Annotated in this window: 17 protein-coding genes; 11 read left to right on the top strand and 6 right to left on the bottom strand. The window is 72.1% G+C overall.

The window, feature by feature from the left end:
- Positions 1-64: 64 nt before the first annotated feature.
- A complete protein-coding gene (locus AC06E6_RS12095; protein ID WP_104937686.1) occupies positions 65-859 on the bottom strand; it encodes an undecaprenyl-diphosphate phosphatase in 795 nt (264 codons plus the stop codon).
- 211 nt (positions 860-1070) lie between these two features.
- Between AC06E6_RS12095 and glnA the strand changes: the two genes are divergently transcribed.
- From glnA to AC06E6_RS12055, 8 genes are all read left to right on the top strand, one after another.
- A complete protein-coding gene (gene glnA / locus AC06E6_RS12090) occupies positions 1071-2480 on the top strand; it encodes a type I glutamate--ammonia ligase (RefSeq protein WP_478061505.1) in 1410 nt (469 codons plus the stop codon).
- Between the two features lie 275 nt (positions 2481-2755).
- Positions 2756-3094, top strand: a complete 339-nt coding sequence (locus tag AC06E6_RS12085) for a P-II family nitrogen regulator (protein ID WP_056932548.1) — start codon at positions 2756-2758, stop codon at positions 3092-3094.
- A gap of 85 nt (positions 3095-3179) precedes the next feature.
- Positions 3180-4523, top strand: coding sequence for an ammonium transporter (locus AC06E6_RS12080; protein WP_478061502.1), 1344 nt, complete (start codon positions 3180-3182; stop codon positions 4521-4523).
- Positions 4524-4602: 79 nt separating this feature from the next.
- Positions 4603-5664 carry a two-component system sensor histidine kinase NtrB gene (locus tag AC06E6_RS12075; RefSeq protein ID WP_161615012.1) on the top strand — a complete coding sequence of 354 codons (1062 nt, stop codon included), beginning with the start codon at positions 4603-4605 and terminating at the stop codon, positions 5662-5664.
- Positions 5657-7096: a nitrogen regulation protein NR(I) gene (gene ntrC / locus AC06E6_RS12070; protein WP_478061500.1), complete on the top strand. Its 1440-nt coding sequence runs from the start codon at positions 5657-5659 to the stop codon at positions 7094-7096. Before AC06E6_RS12075 ends, ntrC begins: the two co-directional genes overlap by 8 nt.
- A gap of 177 nt (positions 7097-7273) precedes the next feature.
- A complete protein-coding gene (locus tag AC06E6_RS12065) occupies positions 7274-9733 on the top strand; it encodes a serine/threonine-protein kinase (protein WP_478061497.1) in 2460 nt (819 codons plus the stop codon).
- A 137-nt stretch (positions 9734-9870) separates the two neighbouring features.
- Positions 9871-10434, top strand: a complete 564-nt coding sequence (locus tag AC06E6_RS12060; protein ID WP_478061495.1) for a superoxide dismutase family protein — start codon at positions 9871-9873, stop codon at positions 10432-10434.
- A 44-nt stretch (positions 10435-10478) separates the two neighbouring features.
- Positions 10479-11096, top strand: a complete 618-nt coding sequence (locus AC06E6_RS12055; RefSeq protein WP_161614873.1) for a superoxide dismutase family protein — start codon at positions 10479-10481, stop codon at positions 11094-11096.
- A gap of 72 nt (positions 11097-11168) precedes the next feature.
- On the opposite strand, the gene AC06E6_RS12050 is transcribed toward AC06E6_RS12055, so the two are convergent.
- Positions 11169-12056, bottom strand: coding sequence for a hypothetical protein (locus tag AC06E6_RS12050; protein ID WP_161614874.1), 888 nt, complete (start codon positions 12054-12056; stop codon positions 11169-11171).
- Between the two features lie 106 nt (positions 12057-12162).
- Here AC06E6_RS12050 and AC06E6_RS12045 point away from each other — a divergent pair, with 106 nt between their 5' ends.
- From AC06E6_RS12045 to AC06E6_RS12035, 3 genes are all read left to right on the top strand, one after another.
- On the top strand, positions 12163-13443 hold the full coding sequence (locus tag AC06E6_RS12045; RefSeq protein ID WP_478061492.1) for an acetyl-CoA C-acetyltransferase: 1281 nt from the start codon (positions 12163-12165) through the stop codon (positions 13441-13443).
- Between the two features lie 384 nt (positions 13444-13827).
- Positions 13828-14742: a hypothetical protein gene (locus AC06E6_RS12040; protein ID WP_478061490.1), complete on the top strand. Its 915-nt coding sequence runs from the start codon at positions 13828-13830 to the stop codon at positions 14740-14742.
- 51 nt (positions 14743-14793) lie between these two features.
- On the top strand, positions 14794-15354 hold the full coding sequence (locus AC06E6_RS12035) for a hypothetical protein (RefSeq protein WP_478061488.1): 561 nt from the start codon (positions 14794-14796) through the stop codon (positions 15352-15354).
- Positions 15355-15373: 19 nt separating this feature from the next.
- Here the strand turns inward: AC06E6_RS12035 and AC06E6_RS12030 are convergent, their stop codons facing one another.
- The 4 genes from AC06E6_RS12030 to AC06E6_RS12015 all read right to left on the bottom strand — a co-directional run bounded on the left by AC06E6_RS12030 (position 15374) and on the right by AC06E6_RS12015 (position 18975).
- Positions 15374-15811: a hypothetical protein gene (locus AC06E6_RS12030; protein ID WP_240213166.1), complete on the bottom strand. Its 438-nt coding sequence runs from the start codon at positions 15809-15811 to the stop codon at positions 15374-15376.
- 42 nt (positions 15812-15853) lie between these two features.
- Positions 15854-17116 (bottom strand): heme biosynthesis HemY N-terminal domain-containing protein, encoded by a 1263-nt coding sequence (locus tag AC06E6_RS12025; protein WP_478061484.1) that lies wholly within the window; start codon positions 17114-17116, stop codon positions 15854-15856.
- Positions 17113-18093 (bottom strand): uroporphyrinogen-III C-methyltransferase, encoded by a 981-nt coding sequence (locus AC06E6_RS12020; RefSeq protein ID WP_478061482.1) that lies wholly within the window; start codon positions 18091-18093, stop codon positions 17113-17115. The genes AC06E6_RS12025 and AC06E6_RS12020 overlap by 4 nt, the downstream gene beginning before the upstream one ends.
- 96 nt (positions 18094-18189) lie before the next feature.
- On the bottom strand, positions 18190-18975 hold the full coding sequence (locus AC06E6_RS12015) for a uroporphyrinogen-III synthase (protein ID WP_321989732.1): 786 nt from the start codon (positions 18973-18975) through the stop codon (positions 18190-18192).
- Between the last annotated feature and the right edge of the window lie 28 nt (positions 18976-19003).

Below are 19003 nucleotides of genomic sequence, written 5' to 3'. Positions count from 1 at the left end.
GTGGAAAGGACGGAGGGCAGAACGCATGACGCTGGCCGCCGGGGTTATCGGCGGCTATCCGCATTCAGTGTCCAGCAGGCAGGAACAGCAGCAATGCGGCGCCCAAGGCCAACCTGTATACCGCGAAGCCCGTGAAGCGATGGTGCTTGATGTAGCCCAGCAGCCACTTCACCACGACGAAACCGGTCACCACCGCGGCGGCGAAGGCGATGCCGACGTCGCTCCACGCCTCGTGCGCGAGCTGGCCATGGCGGGCCAGCTCGAAGAACGCGTAGCCGCTGGCGGCGAACATGGTCGGGATCCCGACCAGGAACACGAACTCGGCGGCGGCCGCGCGCCGACTCAGGCCCAGCAGCATGGCCAGGAAGATCGCCGCGGCCGAGCGCGAGGTGCCGGGGAATACACCGGCCACCACCTGCGCCAGGCCGACGCCGACGGCGACCTTCCAGGTGACGCTGTCGCGGTCGGGCAGGCGCGCGGCGAAGCCTTCGGCCAGCAGCATCCACACGCCGCCGAACACCAGCGCCCAGGCCACCGGGGTGACGGTCTCCGGCAGCTGCCAGCCGGCCAGCCGCACCGGCAGGCCGACCAGCGCGGTCACCAGGAACGCGGTGGCCAGCTTCAGCACGTAATCGCGGTTGCCGGGGTCACCCAGGCCGGTGGCCAGCGACCACAGCCGCTGCCGGAACACCAGGGCGACGGAGAGGATGGCGCCGGCCTGGATGACGATGTTGAAGAAGTCCGAGCGGGCGCCCAGCCAGCGTTCGGCGATCAGCAGGTGGCCGGTACTGGAAACGGGGAGGAATTCGGTGAGGCCCTCGAGGATGCCAAGCAGCAGAGCGGAAATCGGGTCGGACATGAGCGTGGACGGGCGAATGACCGGCAAAGGATAGAGCATCGCCGGCCATGCACTTGTCTGGTGCGTGACTGGATGAAATGCACCATGTTGGTGCATCACGACCAGGCGCAGGCCAACGCAACGCTTTGAAAACAAGGAGTTGCCTGCCTGCGGAAGTTGGCACGCGAGTTGCTGTAGACAGCGCACGCCACTTCCACCGAGGTTTTGCCCGATGTCCCTGGAAAATATCGAGAAGCTCATCAAGGACAACCAGATCGAGTTCATCGATCTGCGTTTCGTCGACATGCGCGGCATCGAGCAGCACGTGACCTTCCCGGTCTCCATCGTCGAGCCGTCGCTGTTCGAGGAAGGCAAGATGTTCGACGGCAGCTCGATCGCCGGCTGGAAGGGCATCGCCGAATCGGACATGGTGCTGATGCCGGACCCGGCCAGCGCCTACGTCGACCCGTTCTACGCCGACCCGACCCTGGTGCTGACCTGCGACGTGCTCGACCCGGCCACCATGCAGGGCTATGGCCGTTGCCCGCGCGGCATCGCCAAGCGCGCCGAGGCCTACCTGAAGTCCTCGGGCATCGCCGACCTGGCGTTCTTCGGCCCGGAACCGGAATTCTTCATCTTCGACTCGGTCCAGTTCGCCAACGACATGGGCCACACCTTCTTCAAGATCAACTCCGAGGAAGGCGCCTGGAACACCGGCAAGCACTATGACGGCGCCAACAGCGGCTACCGTCCGACCGTCAAGGGCGGCTACTTCCCGGTGCCGCCGACCGATTCGCTGCACGACATCCGCGCCGAGATGTGCAAGGTGCTGACCCAGGTCGGCATCGAGGTCGAGGTGCACCACCACGAGGTGGCCAACGCCGGCCAGTGCGAGATCGGCGCCAAGTTCAACACGCTGGTGACCAAGGCCGACGAACTGCAGCGCATGAAGCACGTCATCAAGAACGTGGCGCACCGCAACGGCAAGACGGTGACCTTCATGCCCAAGCCGCTGGTCGGCGACAACGGCAGCGGCATGCACGTGCACCAGTCGCTGGCCAAGGAGGGCAAGAACCTGTTCTCCGGCGACGGCTACGGCGGCCTGTCGCAGATGGCGCTGTGGTACATCGGCGGCATCTTCAAGCACGCCCGCGCCATCAACGCCTTCAGCAACTCGGGCACCAACAGCTACAAGCGCCTGGTGCCCGGTTTCGAGGCACCGGTGATGCTGGCCTACTCGGCGCGCAACCGCTCGGCGTCGTGCCGCATCCCGTGGGTGTCCAACCCGAAGGCGCGGCGCATCGAGATGCGTTTCCCCGACCCGATCCAGTCCGGCTACCTGACCTTCACCGCGCTGATGATGGCCGGCCTGGACGGCATCCGTAACCAGATCGACCCCGGTGCTCCTTCGGACAAGGACCTGTACGACCTGCCGCCGGAGGAAGAGAAGCTGATCCCGCAGGTCTGCTCCTCGCTGGACCAGGCGCTGGAAGCGCTGGACAAGGACCGCGAGTTCCTCAAGGCCGGCGGGGTGATGAGCGACGACTTCATCGACGCCTACATCGCGCTGAAGATGAAGGAAGTGACCGCGTTCCGCGCCGCCACCCATCCGCTGGAATACCAGCTGTACTACGCCAGCTGATGCCGGGCGGCCGCCTGCGCGCGGCCGCCGCACCCCCTTGCCGCCGGCAACGGCGGCGATGGCAAAGTCCCTCCCCTCCCGCTTTCGCCATCGCCGCCCCCGGCGGCAAACCCGGCACTACCAGGCAGTGGCAAGAGAACCCGGAAACGCGTCGCGTGGGCCAGGCCTCACTGCCGCGCGGCGCATCCGGCGCACCGCCAGCGGCCGTTGCATGGCCGCTGGATGACACGATGCCGGCCCGCGGCGGCCGGTCTCCTCCACATCGGGACCTGCGCATGAAACTGATCTCCGCCATCATCCGCCCGTTCAAGCTCGACGAGGTCCGCGAGGCCCTCGGCGCGGCCGGCGTGTCCGGCATCACCGTCACCGAGGTCAAGGGCTTCGGCCGCCAGAAGGGCCACACCGAGCTGTACCGCGGTGCCGAGTACGTGGTCGATTTCCTGCCCAAGATCCGCATCGAAACCGCGGTCACCGACGACAACGTCGAGGCGGTGATCGAAACCCTGCAGGCGGCCGCCGGCACCGGCAAGATCGGCGACGGCAAGATCTTCGTCACCCCGCTCGAGCAGGTGGTGCGCATCCGCACCGGCGAGACAGGCGCCGACGCGCTCTGAAGACCCGCTGACGCCCGGCTCCGTGGCGGCCAGCCGCCAGCACGGGCCCGGTCGCCGGCTGCTTCCCCCACAACCGGAGTCGACAATGCGAACGCAATTTTTCACCGGGCCCAGGGCCCGGCTCGGTGGTCTGTGCCCGTCGCCCACGCTCGCCGGCCTGGCGCTGGCGCTGCTTCCGCTCGCAGCCAGCGCGCAGCCGGCCGCGCCGGCGTTCGACCGCGGCGACGTGGCCTGGATGCTCACCTCCACGCTGCTGGTGCTGATGATGGTGGTGCCCGGGCTGGCGCTGTTCTACGGTGGCCTGGTGCGCGCCAAGAACGTGCTGTCGGTGCTGAGCCAGGTACTGGTGGTGTTCTCGCTGGTACTGCTGCTGTGGGTCGGCTACGGCTACAGCGCGGTGTTCAGCGAGGGCAACGCGCTGTTCGGTTCGTTCACCCGGTTCGCCTTCCTGCACGGCTTCACCCCGGACTCGGTGGGGCGCACCCCCATCGCCGGCCTGCCGGATTACCTGTTCGTGGCATTCCAGTCCACCTTCGCCGGCATCACCACCGCGCTGATCGTCGGCGCCTTCGCCGAACGCATCCGCTTCCGTGCGGTGCTGCTGTTCTCGGCGCTGTGGTTCACCCTGGGCTACCTGCCGATGGCGCACAGCGTCTGGGGGGGCGGCTGGCTGGGGGCGATGGGCGCCATCGACTTCGCCGGCGGCACCGTGGTCCACATCAATGCCGGCGTCGCCGGGCTGGTGGCGGCGTGGTTCGTCGGCAAGCGCCTGGGTTATGGGCACGTGGCGTTGAAGCCGCACAACCTGCCGCTGACCTGGCTCGGCGCGATGCTGCTGTGGGTGGGCTGGTTCGGCTTCAACGCCGGTTCGGCGGCGGCGGCCGACAGCGTGGCGTCGCTGGCGTTCATCAACACCCTGCTGGCCACCGCCGCCGCGGTACTGGGCTGGACGCTGGTGGAGGCGGTGACCAAGGGCCACCCCTCGGCACTGGGCGCGGCCTCGGGCGCGGTCGCCGGCCTGGTCGGGGTGACGCCGGCCTGCGGCACGGTGGGGCCGCTGGGCGCGATCGTGATCGGCCTGGTCACCGGCATGCTCTGCGTATGGGGCGTCACCGGCCTGAAACGCCTGCTGCGGGCGGACGACACCGCCGACGTATTCGGCGTGCACGGTGTCGGCGGCATCGTCGGCGCGCTGCTGACCGGCGTGTTCAGTGCGCAGTCGCTGGGCGGCACCAAGGCCGGCCTGGATATTGCCCACCAGCTGTGGGTGCAGGCGGTCAGTGTCGGCTTCACCGTGCTGTGGAGCGCGACGGTCACCGCGGCGGTCCTGCTGGTGGTGCGCGCGCTGGTCGGCCTGCGCGTGAGCGAGGAAGCCGAGCGGACCGGCCTGGACATCAGTACCCATGGCGAATCGGCCTACGAGGCCTGAGCGCGACGGGCCGGACGGCTGCACGCCGCCGGCCCCGTCGCAGTCGGCACGGCAGGCGCCTTTGCACTACATTGGTGCAATGCACGACACCGCCCTCCCGCCCCCCGCCGAGCTGTTGGCCACGCCGCTGGTGTGGACCGCGGCGGACGGCCGCATCGCCGGCGCGAACCCGGCGTTCTGCCGCTGGCTGGGGGTCAGCGTGCGGCGCCTGCTGGGGCAGCCGCTGGCATCGCTGGAGAGCCAGGGCGACGACCTCGCCGAGCGCCTGGCACAGGGCTGGGACGGCGTCGACGCCGTGCGCCTGCCGCGGCTGGCGCTGGCCCTGCCGGGCGAGCGCTCGCGGTTCGCCGAGGGCTGGCTGACCGCGCTGGATGCCGGCGGCTGGCTGCTGGAAGCGCACCCGGTGGACGAGTTCGCCGCGCCCGATCCGGCGCAGGTGCTGCCCGGCGCCTTCAGCGCGGCGCTCAAGGGCCTGGCCCACGAGCTGCGCAACCCACTGGCCGGGCTCAAGGGCGCGGCGCAGCTGCTGGCGCGCCGCGCCGGCAACCGCGATGCGGCGGAGGGCGAGCTGATCGAACTGATCGGCGCGGAGATCGAACGCCTCAACACCCTGCTCGAACAACTGCTTTCACCGGCACCGCAGCGGCCGCACGCGCCGCTCAACATCCATGCCGCGCTCGAGCGGGTGCTGCGCCTGGCCGAGAACGAGGCCGGCTGGACCCTGCAGCTGCAGCGCGATTACGACCCCAGCATTCCCGAGTTCGCCGGCGACGCCGACCGCCTGACCCAGGCCCTGCTCAACCTGGTGCGCAATGCGATCCAGGCCGGCGCCACCCGCATCGTGCTGCGCACCCGGGTCGAACACGGCGTGCGCACCGCCGAACACGCCTCGCCGCTGGCGCTGCGGCTGGAAGTGGCCGACGACGGGCGCGGCGTGCCCGAAGACCTGGCCGAACACCTGTTCCTGCCGCTGGTGAGCGGCCGCGCCGAAGGCACCGGGCTCGGCCTGGCACTGGCCCAGCAGGTGGCGCGCGAGCACCGCGGCACCCTGAGCTTCCGCTCGCGCCCCGGGCACACCGTGTTCACCCTGCTGCTGCCGTTACCGGTCGCCAGCGAGGAAAAGGAGCTGGCCGATGGCTGACGTGTCCCCCCCGGCGGCGACGATCTGGGTGGTCGACGACGACCGCGCGGTGCGCTTCGTCCTGAGTACCGCATTGCGCGACGCCGGCTACGCGGTGGAGGGCTTCGACAGCGCCGCCGCGGCACTGGCCGCGCTGGCGCGGCAGCCGGCGCCCGACCTGCTGTTCACCGACGTGCGCATGCCCGGCGACGACGGGCTGGTGCTGCTGGAAAAGCTCAAGGCCGCGCACCCGCAGCTGCCGGTGATCGTGATGTCGGCCTACACCGACGTGGCCAGCACCGCCGGTGCGTTCCGTGGCGGCGCGCATGAGTTCCTGTCCAAGCCGTTCGACCTGGATGACGCGGTGGAGCTGGCGCGGCGCGCGCTGCCCGAACCGGAGCCGCGCGTGGACGCGGCACCGGTGCCGGCGCCGGCGGCGGGCGACGACGCGCCGCAGCTGATCGGCGACACCCCGGCCATGCGCGCGCTGTTCCGCGCCATCGGGCGGCTGGCGCAGGCGCCACTGTCGGTGCTGATCAACGGCGAGACCGGCACCGGCAAGGAGCTGGTGGCCAACGCGCTGCACCGTGAATCGCCGCGCGCGCGCGGCCCGTTCGTCGCGCTCAACACCGCCGCCATTCCCGCCGAGCTGCTGGAGAGCGAACTGTTCGGCCACGAGGCCGGTGCCTTCACCGGCGCGGCCAGGCGCCATATCGGCCGCTTCGAGCAGGCCCATGGCGGCACCCTGTTCCTGGACGAGATCGGCGACATGCCGCTGCCGCTGCAGACGCGGCTGCTGCGGGTACTGGCCGAAGGCGAGTTCTTCCGCGTCGGCGGGCGCGAACTGATCCATGTCGACGTGCGCGTGGTCGCCGCCACCCACCAGGACCTGGAGGCACTGGTCGAGCAGGGCCGCTTCCGCGCCGACCTGCTGCACCGGCTGGACATGGTGCGGCTGTGGCTGCCGCCGCTGCGCGAACGCCTGGACGACGTGGCCACGCTCACCGCGACGTTCCTGGGCAACGCCGCGCGGCGGCTGGACATGCCGCCCAAGCGCCTGTCCACCGCCGCCCTGCAGGCCCTGCGCCAGCACGACTGGCCCGGCAACGTGCGCGAACTGGAAAACGTGTGCTGGCGGCTGGCGGCACTGGCGGTGGCCGACACCATTTCCGCGGCCGACGTGCAGGCGGCGCTGGCCCGTGGCGGCCGTGCCCGCCCCGGCGCGGCCGCGGTGGCGCCCGGGCAATGGGACCAGGCGCTGGCGCAGTGGGCGCGGCAACGCCTGGCCGAGGGCGCCAGCGGCCTGCACGCCGAAGTGCGCGAGCGCATGGAGGCGGTGCTGCTCGACGCGGCGCTGGCCGCCACCGACGGCCACCGCGGCGATGCCGCGGCGCGGCTCGGCGTCGGCCGCAACACGCTGACGCGCAAGCTGGGGCCGGGGCGCAAGCGCTGAAGAACCCGTGCGGCGCGCCCGCCGCGACCCGGCGGATCGGCGCCGGGTGGGCGTGTATCATCGGCCCCCCATGGAGATGCGGGCGCCACGTCAGGACACGGCCACCCAGGCACCACGCCCGGGCCGCGCGCCGTCCGCGATAGCGACGGCAGCCCGCCGCCGGCATGCGAGGCGCTGTTGAACACCGACGCCTGGCAGCGCCTGACCGATCTGTTCCACCGCGCCACCGAACTGCCCGAGGCCGAACGGATCACTTTCATCCACGCGCAGACCGGTGACGATCCGGAGCTGCAGCGCGAACTGCTGGCGCTGCTGGCCGCCGATACCGATCCCACGCGCCTGCACGCGCCGCTGCGCGAGGCGGTCAAGGTGGCGGCCCAGGCCAGCGAGGCCGAGGTGATGCCGGGCACGCGGTTCGGGCCATGGGCGGTGGAACGGATGATCGGCGCCGGCGGCATGGGCCGGGTGTACCTGGCGCGGCGCGCCGATGGCGCCTACGAGCGCCAGGTTGCGCTCAAGCTGGTGCGCGCCACCGCGCTGGACGAACGCCGCCACCGGCATTTCGAATACGAGTGCCGCCTGCTGGCGCAGATGCAGCACCCGGCCATCGCGCAGATCCACGACGCCGGCATCGATGCCGACGGCCGCGCCTGGCTGGTGATGGAGTACATCCACGGGCAGCCGATCTCCGCCTGGTGCGACCAGCACCGGGTCGACCTGCGCCAGCGCGTCGAGCTGCTGGCCAAGGCCGCCGAAGGCGTGCAGCACGCGCACCAGAAGGGCGTCATCCATCGCGACCTGAAGCCGGGCAACATCCTGGTCGCCGCGGTCGACGGCCAGCCGCTGCCCAAGATCATCGACTTCGGCATCGCCATGGATGCCGCCGCCGCCGACGACGCCCCGGGGGGCGGCACCCCCGGCTACATGAGCCCGGAGCAGGCCCGCCCCGGCAACGACACCGATGCCCGCAGCGACGTGTACTCGCTGGGGGCGCTGCTGTACGAGCTGGCCTGCGGCGCGCCGCCGGAAGCGTCCCCCGTGCCGCCGTCGCGGTACCTGCGCGAGCAGCCGCCGGCCCGGCGCGCCGAGCTGGCGGCCGAGCGCGGCAGCACCCCGGCCCGGCTGCGGCGCGCCTTGCGCGACGGCATCGACGCGATCGCGCTCAAGGCGCTGCAGCCCGAGCGCGCCGCGCGCTACGCCTCGGTATCGTCGCTGCTGGACGACCTGCGGCGCTGGCTGGCGCACTATCCGCCGCATGCGGCCGGACCGGCGCGATGGCTGGGCGTGCGTACCTTCGTGCGCCGCAACCGGCTGGCGGTGGCGGCCGCGGCCGCGGTGGCGGTGGCGCTGGTCGCCGGCCTGGCCGCGACCACCTGGTCGCTGCGCGAGGCGCGCCAGGAGGCGGCGCGGGCCAGGGTGACGTCCGAGTTCCTGGCCTCGGTGCTGGACAGCGTCGATCCGGCGGTCTCGCAGGACATGGACAAGACGCTGATGCTGCGGGTGCTCGACGACGCCTCGCAGCGTGCGGTGCGGGAGCTGGCGGCCTATCCGGACATCCTGGCCGACGTGGAACTGATCATCGCGGTCAACCAGGTCGGCCTGGAAGAGTACGACCGCGCCATCGCGCACCTGCAGTCGATCCGCTCGCTGGCCGCGGCCCACCCCGGCCGGCTGCAGTTCCAGGAGCTGCGCGCGATGCAGGTGCTGGGCCAGGCCTACCTGTTGTCGGACCGGCTCAAGCAGGCGGACGCGACATTCGTCGAGGGCATCGCCCGGGCCCAGCGTGGCCCCGCCGCGCATCGATGGCTGGCGCTGGACATGCAGTCGCGCCGGGCCTGGGTGCTGTTCGTGCAGGGCCAGGCGGACGCGGCGACGCGGCTGGCGCGCGAGGCGTTCGACGGGCTCTCGCGGCAGCGGCCGGCCGATGACCCGCAGCGGCTCGATGCTGCCAAGCGCTATGCCGAGATCCTGTCCACCAGCGGTGACTACGCGCGCGCGATGGCGCTGCTGGATGAGGTGATCCGGCAGCGGACCCGGGTCCATGGCCGCGAACACCCCCAGACCCTGGCGGCACGCCGTGACCTGGCGGTCGCGCGCCTGCAGCAGCGCGATTTCGCCGGCGCCGAGCCGGAACTGCGGCAGCTGGCCGCCATCTACGAGCGCCTGTACGGCGCCGACAACGGCTTTACCGTCAGCACCCTGGGCATGCTCGGCAGCGCCCTGCGCGAGCAGGGCAAGGTGAGGGAGGCCGGCCCCTACTACCGCGCGACCATGGAGTGGAATGCCGCGCGCTACGGCACCGATTCCTTTTCCGCGGTGATCACCCGCCACAACCACGCCAACTGGCTGCTGGCCGACGGCCAGGCGGAGGCGTCGGAACGGGAACAGCGCGCGCTGCTGGAGATCGCCGGGCGCACCCTGGGGCGCGACAACCACGTCACCGCGGAAATCCTGCGCGGGCTGGCCGAAGCGGAGCTGGCGCAGGGCCGGACCCAGGCCGCCCGCGTCCATGCCAACGAGTCGCTGCGGGCCATGCGCAAGGTCTACGGCGACCAGAACCAGGCGGTGCTGCGCGACGTGCGCGACACCCTGGCCAAGGTCGAGGCGGCCGCGCTGGCGGAAGCGGCCGCGCGGTGACCGCCGCCCGCGCCGGCCCCGCTCGACCCGGGCGCGGCGAACGGGCATCTTTGCCCCGTTGCATACCCCGGGCCACGCCGGCATGCCTGCGCGGGCATGCGCAGGCCGCCCGGCCCGCACCCTGCAAGGAGTGACACATGCGTCTTCGTCTTCCCGCCATCACCGCCACCGCCCTGCTCGCCGCCTGCGGCACGCGCCCGCCGGCGCGCCCGGAAGCGCCACCGGCCCCGCCGGCCATGGGCACCGCGCAGCTGGCCGAGGCCAACCTCGCACCGGCATCGGCCAGCCTGGTCAGCGGCCGCGTCGCGCTGGTCCCCGAGCCCGGTGGCGTGCACATCAGCGGCGTGATCGGCGGCCTGCCGCGTGGCGGCCAGGCCGGGTTCCACGTGCACGAAAAGGGCGACTGCAGCGCGGTCGATGCCAGCAGCGCCGGCGGCCACTTCAATCCCGCCGCACAGCCGCACGGGCGTGCCGGTGGCGGCGCGCACCATGCCGGCGACATGGACAACCTGCAGGCCAATGCCGAAGGCGTCGTACACGTGGACGTACGCCTGCGCGGGGTTACCCTTGGTGGCGGCGCGGCCAACGACATCGCCGGCCGTGCCCTGGTGGTCCATGCCAACGCCGACGACTACCACAGCCAGCCGGCGGGCAACGCCGGCGCCCGGGTCGCCTGCGGCGTGGTCCGCGTCACCCGCTGAATGCGGTGGTCCGGCCGATCCAGTTCACTCAAGGGAGTACGACGATGCGTTTGATCCACACCAGCCTGTTCCTTGCCAGCGCCCTGGTGCTGAGCGCCTGCAAGCAGGACGCCGAGCCGGCCGCCACCCCGGCCGATACCGCAACCCCGGCGCCGGCGCCCGCCGCCGATCCGGCCGCGCCGCCGCCGATGGCGCCCGCCGCCGCGGCCGTCGCCACCGCCGAGCTGCAGCCGACCAAGGACAGCACGGTCAAGGGCAGCATCCGCTTCACCGTGGTCGACGGCAGGCTGCACGCCAGTGGCGACATCAGCGGGCTCAAGCCGGGCAGCGAGCACGGCTTCCACATCCACGAGAAGGGCGACTGCAGTGCGCCGGACGGCAGCAGTGCCGGCGGCCACTTCAACCCGGGCAATGCCGAACACGGCAGCATCGACGCGCCGGCGCACCATGGCGGCGACATGCCCAACATCGTCGCCGACGCGCAGGGCAATGCGCATGTCGATGGCCCGGTGTCGAGCAACGTCAACGCCGGCAAGGGCGACGGCTTCGACATCATCGGCCGCGGCCTGATCGTCCATGCCGACCCGGACGACTACCACAGCCAGCCCACCGGCAACGCCGGCGCGCGCCTGGCCTGCGCGGTGATCGCCAAGGCCCAGTAACGCCCCGGCCGCACGAATGCAGAACGCCGGCGGATGCCGGCGTTCTGCGTTGCAGGCCATGGGTTGCCGGCGTCAGTGCGCCATCACCGCGCGTGCGTCCTGGCCGGCTTCGACGTGCACGTACAGCACGTCCAGCCCGTGCGCCTCGAGCACCGCGGCCATCTGCCGCTGGCGCATCAGGTACTGCTCGTAGATGCGCTGCAGGCGGTCGCAGTCGTTCTTGTCCTGCGCATAGTGCGCGCACCAGCCGGCCGGGTCGAACAGCGCCATGCGTACCTCGCTGCCGGTATAACGCAGCAGCGGCTCGGGCGCGGCGTCCAGCCACTGCTCCCGTTGCGGCGAGAACATCGCCGTCTCCAGCAGCGGCCACAATCCGGCCAGGCCCTGGTTGTCGTACTGCATGGCCATCATCGCGGCCAGGTCGTTGACGGTGAAATAGCGCGCGTGCTCGATCTGCGCGCCGAAGGCGTCCTGCGCCAGCAGGGCGGTATCGGCCTGGGCCATGCCGTTGGCCAGCAGCACGTCTTCCAGTGCGTCGCGGGTCTCGGCCAGCAGGGTGGCGTCGCTGCCGGTCAGCACGAACGGCAGTACCCGCAGGCCGCCACCGGTCAGCGCCGGGTCGGCCTGCAGCGGCAGCGGCACGTCGCCGGACGCATCGGCGCCGAACGCCAGCAGGCGCGGGCCCTGGTTGCGCCCGGGCGCGCGCATCTGCAGTTCCTCCAGGCGCCGGTGCACCGGCCAGCCCGGGCGCAGCACCTCGGCCGGATCGAAATGCGCCGCGGCCAGCACCAGGTCCAGCCCGCTGGCCTGCGGCACCAGCTTCTGCAGGTCGCGGCCGACCAGCGCGGCCAGTTCGCCGGCCTGGCTGGAGGGCAGCGCGGCGAGCCGCGGTTGCTGGCCACCGGCCAGCTCCAGCGCCATCACGCCCAGTGCGTTCATGTCGGGGTTGGGATTGCTCATGGTTCGCGGTTGGCCCGTCACAGGCTCGAAGCTACACTCAATGTCCATTATGCCTGCTGCCGCAGGCAGGTCCGCGCCGCCTTCCCCCACCAGCCCAGGTAACCGCATGTCCAGCGCCCGTCCCGTCGCCATTCTCGGTGGTGTCCGCATCCCGTTCTGCCGCCAGAACACCGCCTATGCGGACGTCGGCAATCTCGGCATGTCGGTGCGCACCCTCGGCGCGCTGGTCGAGCGCTTCGGCCTGCACGGGCAGCAGCTGGGCGAAGTGGCGATGGGTGCGGTGATCAAGCATCCCAGCGACTGGAACCTCGGCCGCGAGGCCGCGCTGTCCTCCGGACTGTCGCCGCTGACCCCGGGCATCACCCTGCAGCGCGCCTGCGGCACCTCGCTGGACAGCATCATCACCGTGGCCAACAAGATCGCCCTGGGCCAGATCGACTCCGGCATCGGCGGCGGTTCGGACACCACCTCCGACGTGCCGATCGTCTACGGCAAGAAGCTGCGCGGGCGCCTGCTGGCCGCCAACCGCGCCAAATCGACCGGCGACAAGGTCAAGGCGCTGCTGTCAGGGTTCCGCCTGTCCGAGCTCAAGCCCGAGTTCCCCGGCGTGGCCGAGCCGCGCACCGGCAAGAGCATGGGCGACCACTGCGAGGACATGGCCAAGGAGTGGAACATCTCGCGCGATTCGCAGGACGAGTGGGCGGTGGCTTCGCACCGCAAGCTCGCCGCCGCCTACGAGCGCGGCTTCTTCGGCGACCTGATCGCCCCGTTCCGTGGGGTCGAGCGCGACAACATCCTGCGCCAGGACACCTCGCTGGAGAAACTGGCCACGCTGAAGCCGGCGTTCGACAAGACTTCCGGCCGCGGCACCCTGACCGCGGCCAACTCCACGCCGCTGACCGACGGCGCCGCCGCGGTGCTGCTGGCCAGCGAGGAATGGGCGCGCGCCCACGGCCACGAACCGCTGGCGTACCTGCGCGACGCGCAGGTGGCGGCGGTGGATTTCGTGCATGGCGAGGGCCTGCTGATGGCGCCGACCATCGCCGTGCCGGAGATGCTCCGCCGCAACGGCCTGACCCTGCAGGACTTCGACATCTACGAAATCCACGAGGCCTTCGCCGCGCAGGTGCTGTGCACGCTGCGTGCGTGGGAGAGCGAGGACTACTGCCGCAACCGCCTGGGCCTGGACGCGCCGCTGGGCCGCATCGACCCGGAGAAGATCAATCCGCTGGGCTCGTCGCTGGCCACCGGCCACCCGTTCGCCGCCACCGGCGCGCGCATCGTCGCCACCGTGTCCAAGGAGCTGGCCGAACGTGGCGGCGGCCGCGCGCTGGTGTCGATCTGCACCGCCGGCGGCATGGGCGTGGTGGCGATCATCGAGCGCTGATCCGCCGCCGGCGCTCCACGGCGACGCGGTCGAAGCGCTGCTCGCCCGGGAAGCCCCCATGCCGCGCCGGCGACCGCTCCGGTTTCCGCGCGCTGCGTGCCGCGGCCATGGCCTGTACCGATCCGTTCCACGCCGGCCGCCGCGACCGGCCGGTGGCGTTGTCGTCGCCCGGGTGCGCCGGGAGCCGGGCAATCCCCCCCCGGGCGGCGGGGCGCCGCCAGTCCAGCGCGTGACCGGAACTGGTGGCCAGGCGCGCCTCACCGGGGACGCACCGGCGTGTCCGGCCGCGCCGCCGCGCGCCGCTGATCCGCGCCCACTGCCCCCCTGCCGGGTTCCCTGACCGACTGCTATCGTCGGCGCTTCGGCGGAGACCAGGGACGGGACATGAAACGCATCACGATGGGGCTGGGCGTGCTGTTGGCGGCGCTGGCCGCGCCGGCGGCGGCGATGACGTTCATGACGGTGGACTATGTGTGCCCGATTGGTGGCGAGCGCTTCAGCGCCAGCACCATGGGCTCGGGCACCTCGTTCGGCCATTTCCTGGACGGGCGCGCGCATGGCGCCATCCAGTCGCCGTGGCCGCTGGTGGAGTGCCCGGGCAACGGCTTCCTGCTGTTCCGCGAGGCCTTCGACAAGACCGAGCTTGAGGCGCTGGGCACCTACGTGCAGAGCGCCGACTACCAGCGCCTGCGCGGCACGGAAACCAGTTACTGGCGGCTGGCGCAGCTGCTGCGGGTGATCGGTGCGCCGGCCGCCGAGCAGGCCGGTGCGCTGCAGCGGGCCAGCTGGCAGGCCTCACCGGCGCAGTACCCGCGCTACGTGGCCGCCGCGTCGGCCGCGTTCGCCCGGCAATGCCCGGATGGCCAGGCCGCGCGCGATGGCCAGTGGCTGTACTGCCAGATGCTGCTGGGCGAATGGGAGCGGCGCTTGTCACGGTTCGAACCGGCGCGGGCGCGCTTCAACGGCCTGCTGCCGCAGGTGCAAGCCCTGGTGACCGGGCCGGACCGCGAGCGGGTGGCCAGGCAGTTCGCCGCCGAGATCGCGCAACAGCTGCAGCTCATCGACGCCGGCGACAGCCGGTCGACGATGGCGGTGGATGCCAATGCGCCGGCGGCTGCCGCGGCCGGCCCGGCGCCCGGTTCCGTGGAAGACGCGGCCTCGGCGGCCGATGCTTCCGCAGCGCCGGTGGGAATGGCGGCCGCAACCACTGCGGATGTGGCGGCGATGGCGGCCGCCGCGGCTGCCGAAGCGGCCCGCGAGGCCGATGCCGATGCGCGCGCCGGGGAAGGCGATCGCTGAGCGTTCGGGCGGGGCGTGCCTGCGCCCTGATCCATCATGGAGAGAGGGAATATGCCTGAAACGAACGCGTTCAACCCGTACGCGGCACCGCAAAGCGCGGTGCTGCCGCCAGCACTGGAGCGCAGCGGCGGCACGGAAAACTGCTGGCGTGACGGACCCGACCTGCTGGCGCGGCCGCAGGCCGACCTGCCACGCTACTGCGTCAAATGCGGCGAGCCGGCCGTGGATTACCGCAAACGCAGCTTCTACTGGCATTCGCCCTGGCTGTACCTGCTGATCCTGCTGCAGATGATCATCTACCTGATCGTCGCGTTGATCGTACGCAGGCAGGGCCAGCACCAGGTCGGGCTGTGCGCCGCGCACCAGCGCCAGCGCCGGCATTTCATGCTGATGGCCTGGCTGTCGCCGCTGCCGCTGATCGCCGGTTTCGTGCTGGAAACCGGCACCACGGTGCTGCTGGGCAGCCTGGCGTTCTTCGTGATGCTGTTCTGGGGCCTGATCGGAATGCGCATCCTCAAGCCGCGGCGGATCACCCGCGAGCTGGCGGTCTATGGCGGCGTCTCGCCGCGGCTGCTGGCACGGCTGCCGCGCTACCCGTACCGGCGCGACTGAACGCGCCCGTCGCGGCCGCTCAGGGCGTGTCCGCCGCCGGCGAGTGGTCGAGCAGGAACTGGCTGATCTGCCGCCGCAGCGGCAGGTCGTCGGTGGTGCGGGCGAAGCCATCGGCCTGGAGCGCGTGGTCGCGCGCCGCATCCGCTTGGTCCAGGTTGGAATGGCGTTCGGCCAGCGCCAGGCAGATCGAGGCGGCGTAGCCGGCGGCCCCGGCGGCGGTGGCCAGTGGCAGCGCGCGCAGGTACAGGGCGATGGCCAGGCGGTCATCGCCGGTGAAATCGCCCAGGGTTTCCCACAGGAACGGATGGTCGCGGCCGGCGGCGGCCAGCGATTCGCAGTAACCGCGCAGTTCGGCGTAGGCGAGTTCGGCGGCGTCGGTCGCGCCGGACTGGCCGGCGTCGATGATGCGGTCGGTCAGTTCCACGACGCGGGCGTGGATATCGGCAGGAATGTTCATTGCAACCGGGCGGCGCGGGGCGGGCGGCGGATTCTACCCGTGTCAGTCCGGCAGCCGCGGGAAGCCATGCGCGTCGCGGGCCTCGGCCACGGCCTGGTCCTGGATCCGCTGGCGCAGGTCGCGCCGCTGCAGCGGCTGCGCCGCGCGGCCGTGGCGGTGCTGCACCGCATTGAGCAGGCACTGCCGCGCCAGCACGTCATCGCCGGCGGCGGCGAAGCCTTCGCCCAGTTCCTCCCAGGCGTCGGCGCCGGCGCCCTGGGCGATGGCGCGGTGCAGGAACTCCTCGGCCTGGGTCCATTGCCCCTGGCCGCGTGCCAGCCGCCCCAGGGTCAGCAGCAGCGCCGGGCTCGCCGCATGCGACTGCAGCCAGCGCTGCGCACTGGCGCGGCGCGAGTCGAGCTTGTCCACCGGCAGTTCGCCGTAGAGCAGGATCAGGCCGTCGTCCCAGTGGTTGTCCAGGGCCTGCTCGATGCTGTGCAGGGCGGTGTCGTTCCAGTTCAGCGCCACCGCACGCCGGGCGTAGCGCGCCACCGCCTCGGGGGTGGCGCGCAGCGCCTTGGGCAGCACTTCCCAGCGGGCGGCCAGTGCGTTGACGTTGTCGGCTTCGTCGAGCATCTGCAGGGCCAGGCGGGTTTCCAGCGCGGCCAGCGCGTCGGCGGGCAGCGCCTGCTGTTGGCGCAGCGCGCCAAGCTGGCCGTAGGCCTCCTCGGCACGGCCGGCGCGCGCCAGCGCATCGGTGCGCAGCCAAAGCCCGCGCGGCGGCAGCGGCTGGATCGCCGCCAGGTCCAGCGCTTCGATGGCCTGCTGCGGGTTGTCGCGCTGCAGCCAGCGCTCGGCGCTGTGCAACGCGTGCAGGGTGGCGTCCTGCACGCCCAACTGCTGCAGGTACTGGCCGGCGCTGGCGCTGTCGCCGCGCGCCTCGGCCGCTCGCATCGCCGCCGCCAGCGCGACCGCGCGCACTTCCTTCTCGCTGGCGGCGCTGGCCAGCAGCTTCTCGGCACGCTGCCACTGGCCGCCGTCCAGCGCCTGCAGGCCGTCGATCAGGCGTGCGCGTCCCTGCCGGCGGCGGTAGCGCGCCCAGCTGCGGAACGGCGCACTGAGCAGCGTCCACAGCAGCCACAGCAGCAGGCCGGCGATCAGCAGCGCCAGCAGCGCCTGCGGCAGCGTGGCGATGTAATCGTTGCCGCCGGCGCGCACGATCACCTCGCCGATCCCGCGTACCGATTCCTGCCCCAGCCATTGCGCACCGAGGATGCCGATGGCGGCCACCAGCAGCAGGACCAACAACGAACGGAATGCATTCATGGCGCCACCTTCCCCTCGCGCATGGCGCGCAGTTGTTGCAGGGTGCTGCCCAGTTCGGGCAGCGCGATGCGCAGGTCGATGCCGCGCAGTTCGGCCAGTGCGTGGCGCTGGCTGCGCCGTTGCGGTGAATCCGGCCACAGCCGCAGCAGCCAGCCGTCAACCCGCTGCAGCGCCAGCTGCCAGCCCTGGGTGTCGCCGCGTTCCAGCGCCGCGCGCGCCAGGCTCAGTTCGATCTGCAGTGCGTCGGTGGCGACCACACGCTCGGAGCGTGCCATCAGTACCTGCGGGTCGGCCGGGCGGATCTGCACCAGCGGCGAGAGCATCTGCTGCCACCATGCGGGTTCGGCGTCGGCCACCTCCGCGCTCTGCTCCGGCAGCGCGTCCAGGGCCGTGGTCCACTGCGCGAGCTGGCCGGCGGCGCGCACCCGCACGCCGGGGCCGAGCGCATCGACCGCAGCGCGTTCCTGCACCAGTGCCTGGCGCAGGTTCAGGTAGCCCGGGCTGTCCATGCTTTCCAGCACGCCGGCGGCCAGCGCATACAGGCGGCGGGCGCCGTCCAGGTCGCCGGCGTACACCAGCCGCTGCTGCGCCTGGCTGAGCAGCAGTTCGGCGTCCTCGCGGCGCGCGGCCTGCGCGCCCTGGTGCGAATGGTCGGCCAGGCGTGCCACGTTCTCCTCCAGCAGCGCGTTGCGCTGGCCCAGGCCGAGCACTTCGTCGCGCAGGACGCGGTTGGTGGCGGCCACGTCCTGCAGGCCGCGCGCATTGGCGCGCTGGTCGCGGCGCAGTGCGTCCACCATCTGCTGCAGCGCCTCCACCTGCTGGCTGGCGGCGGCCCGTGCGTGCGCGGCCGCGCGCTGGCCGGCCTGCCAGCTGCGCCAGCCGAACCCGGCGGCCGCGGCCAGCGCGAGCAACAGCAGGAGGGCGATGATCCAGCGCGCCAGCCGGCGCCGCGAAGAAGGTGAGGAATCGTCGTTCATTGGGGTACGGCATCCTTGGCAGGCCGCCCAGTGGGCAGCGGCGGTGCGCTTCAAGCATCACCCGCGATGCAGCGCGGCTGCAAGCCGCGCAGGCGTTCAGGGCGCGCCGGGCGGGAACAGGGCGTCGCGCGCGGCGGCGGCGAGCTGGCCCGGCAGCGGGCCCGCGGCCACGCCTGCATGGGCGAAACCGAGCGTCGTCGCCAGCGCCGCCAGCCGCTCGCTGGCGGCGACCAGCGGCTGTTGCTGCCAGCGGCGGCGCAAGCCCGGCGGCACCTGCGGCAGCACCCGTTCCAGCGCCTCACCGCTGCTGACCACCAGCACCGCGGGGGCATCGAGCGCCTGCAGGCGCGCCCACTGCGCGGCCGGGACCTGCAGCGGTACGCGTTCGTACACATCCACGCGCAGCAGCTGTGCGCCGCGTGCCTGCACCTGCGCGGCGATCATGCCGCGGCCGCCGGGGGCGGTGACCAGCGCCACCCGCTTGCCATGCAGGTCGGCCATGGCCGGCAGCGCCAGCAGGCCTTCGCTGTCCATGCGCGTGGGCGCCGCCACGACGCCGGCGCCATGGCGGCGCAGCGCGCGGGCGGTGCCCTGGCCGACCGCGACCAGGCTGCCGGCCTTCAATTGCCCCAGCGGCAGCAACCGCGCCGCGGCTGCGGCCGCGGCCGGGCTGGTGAACACCAGTAGGTCGCAGGCCTGCGCCTGCCGCAGCTGGTCGCGGGTGCTGGCGTCGTGGCGCGGCTGCAGCCGCCACGGCGATACCGCCACGGTGCGTGCGCCGTGGCGCGCGGCGGCGCGGCGCAGCCCATCGTGCTGCCCGGAAGGACGCAGGGAGATCAGGTACCAGGCCGTGTCGGCCGGCACATAGGCGCGGCTGTTCATTCCATGCATTATGCGGGCGCTTTCCGTT

Source organism: Stenotrophomonas sp. Steno-Z10-HUANG, assembly GCF_056393075.1.
This window is presented reverse-complemented; position numbering and strand designations above follow the sequence as displayed.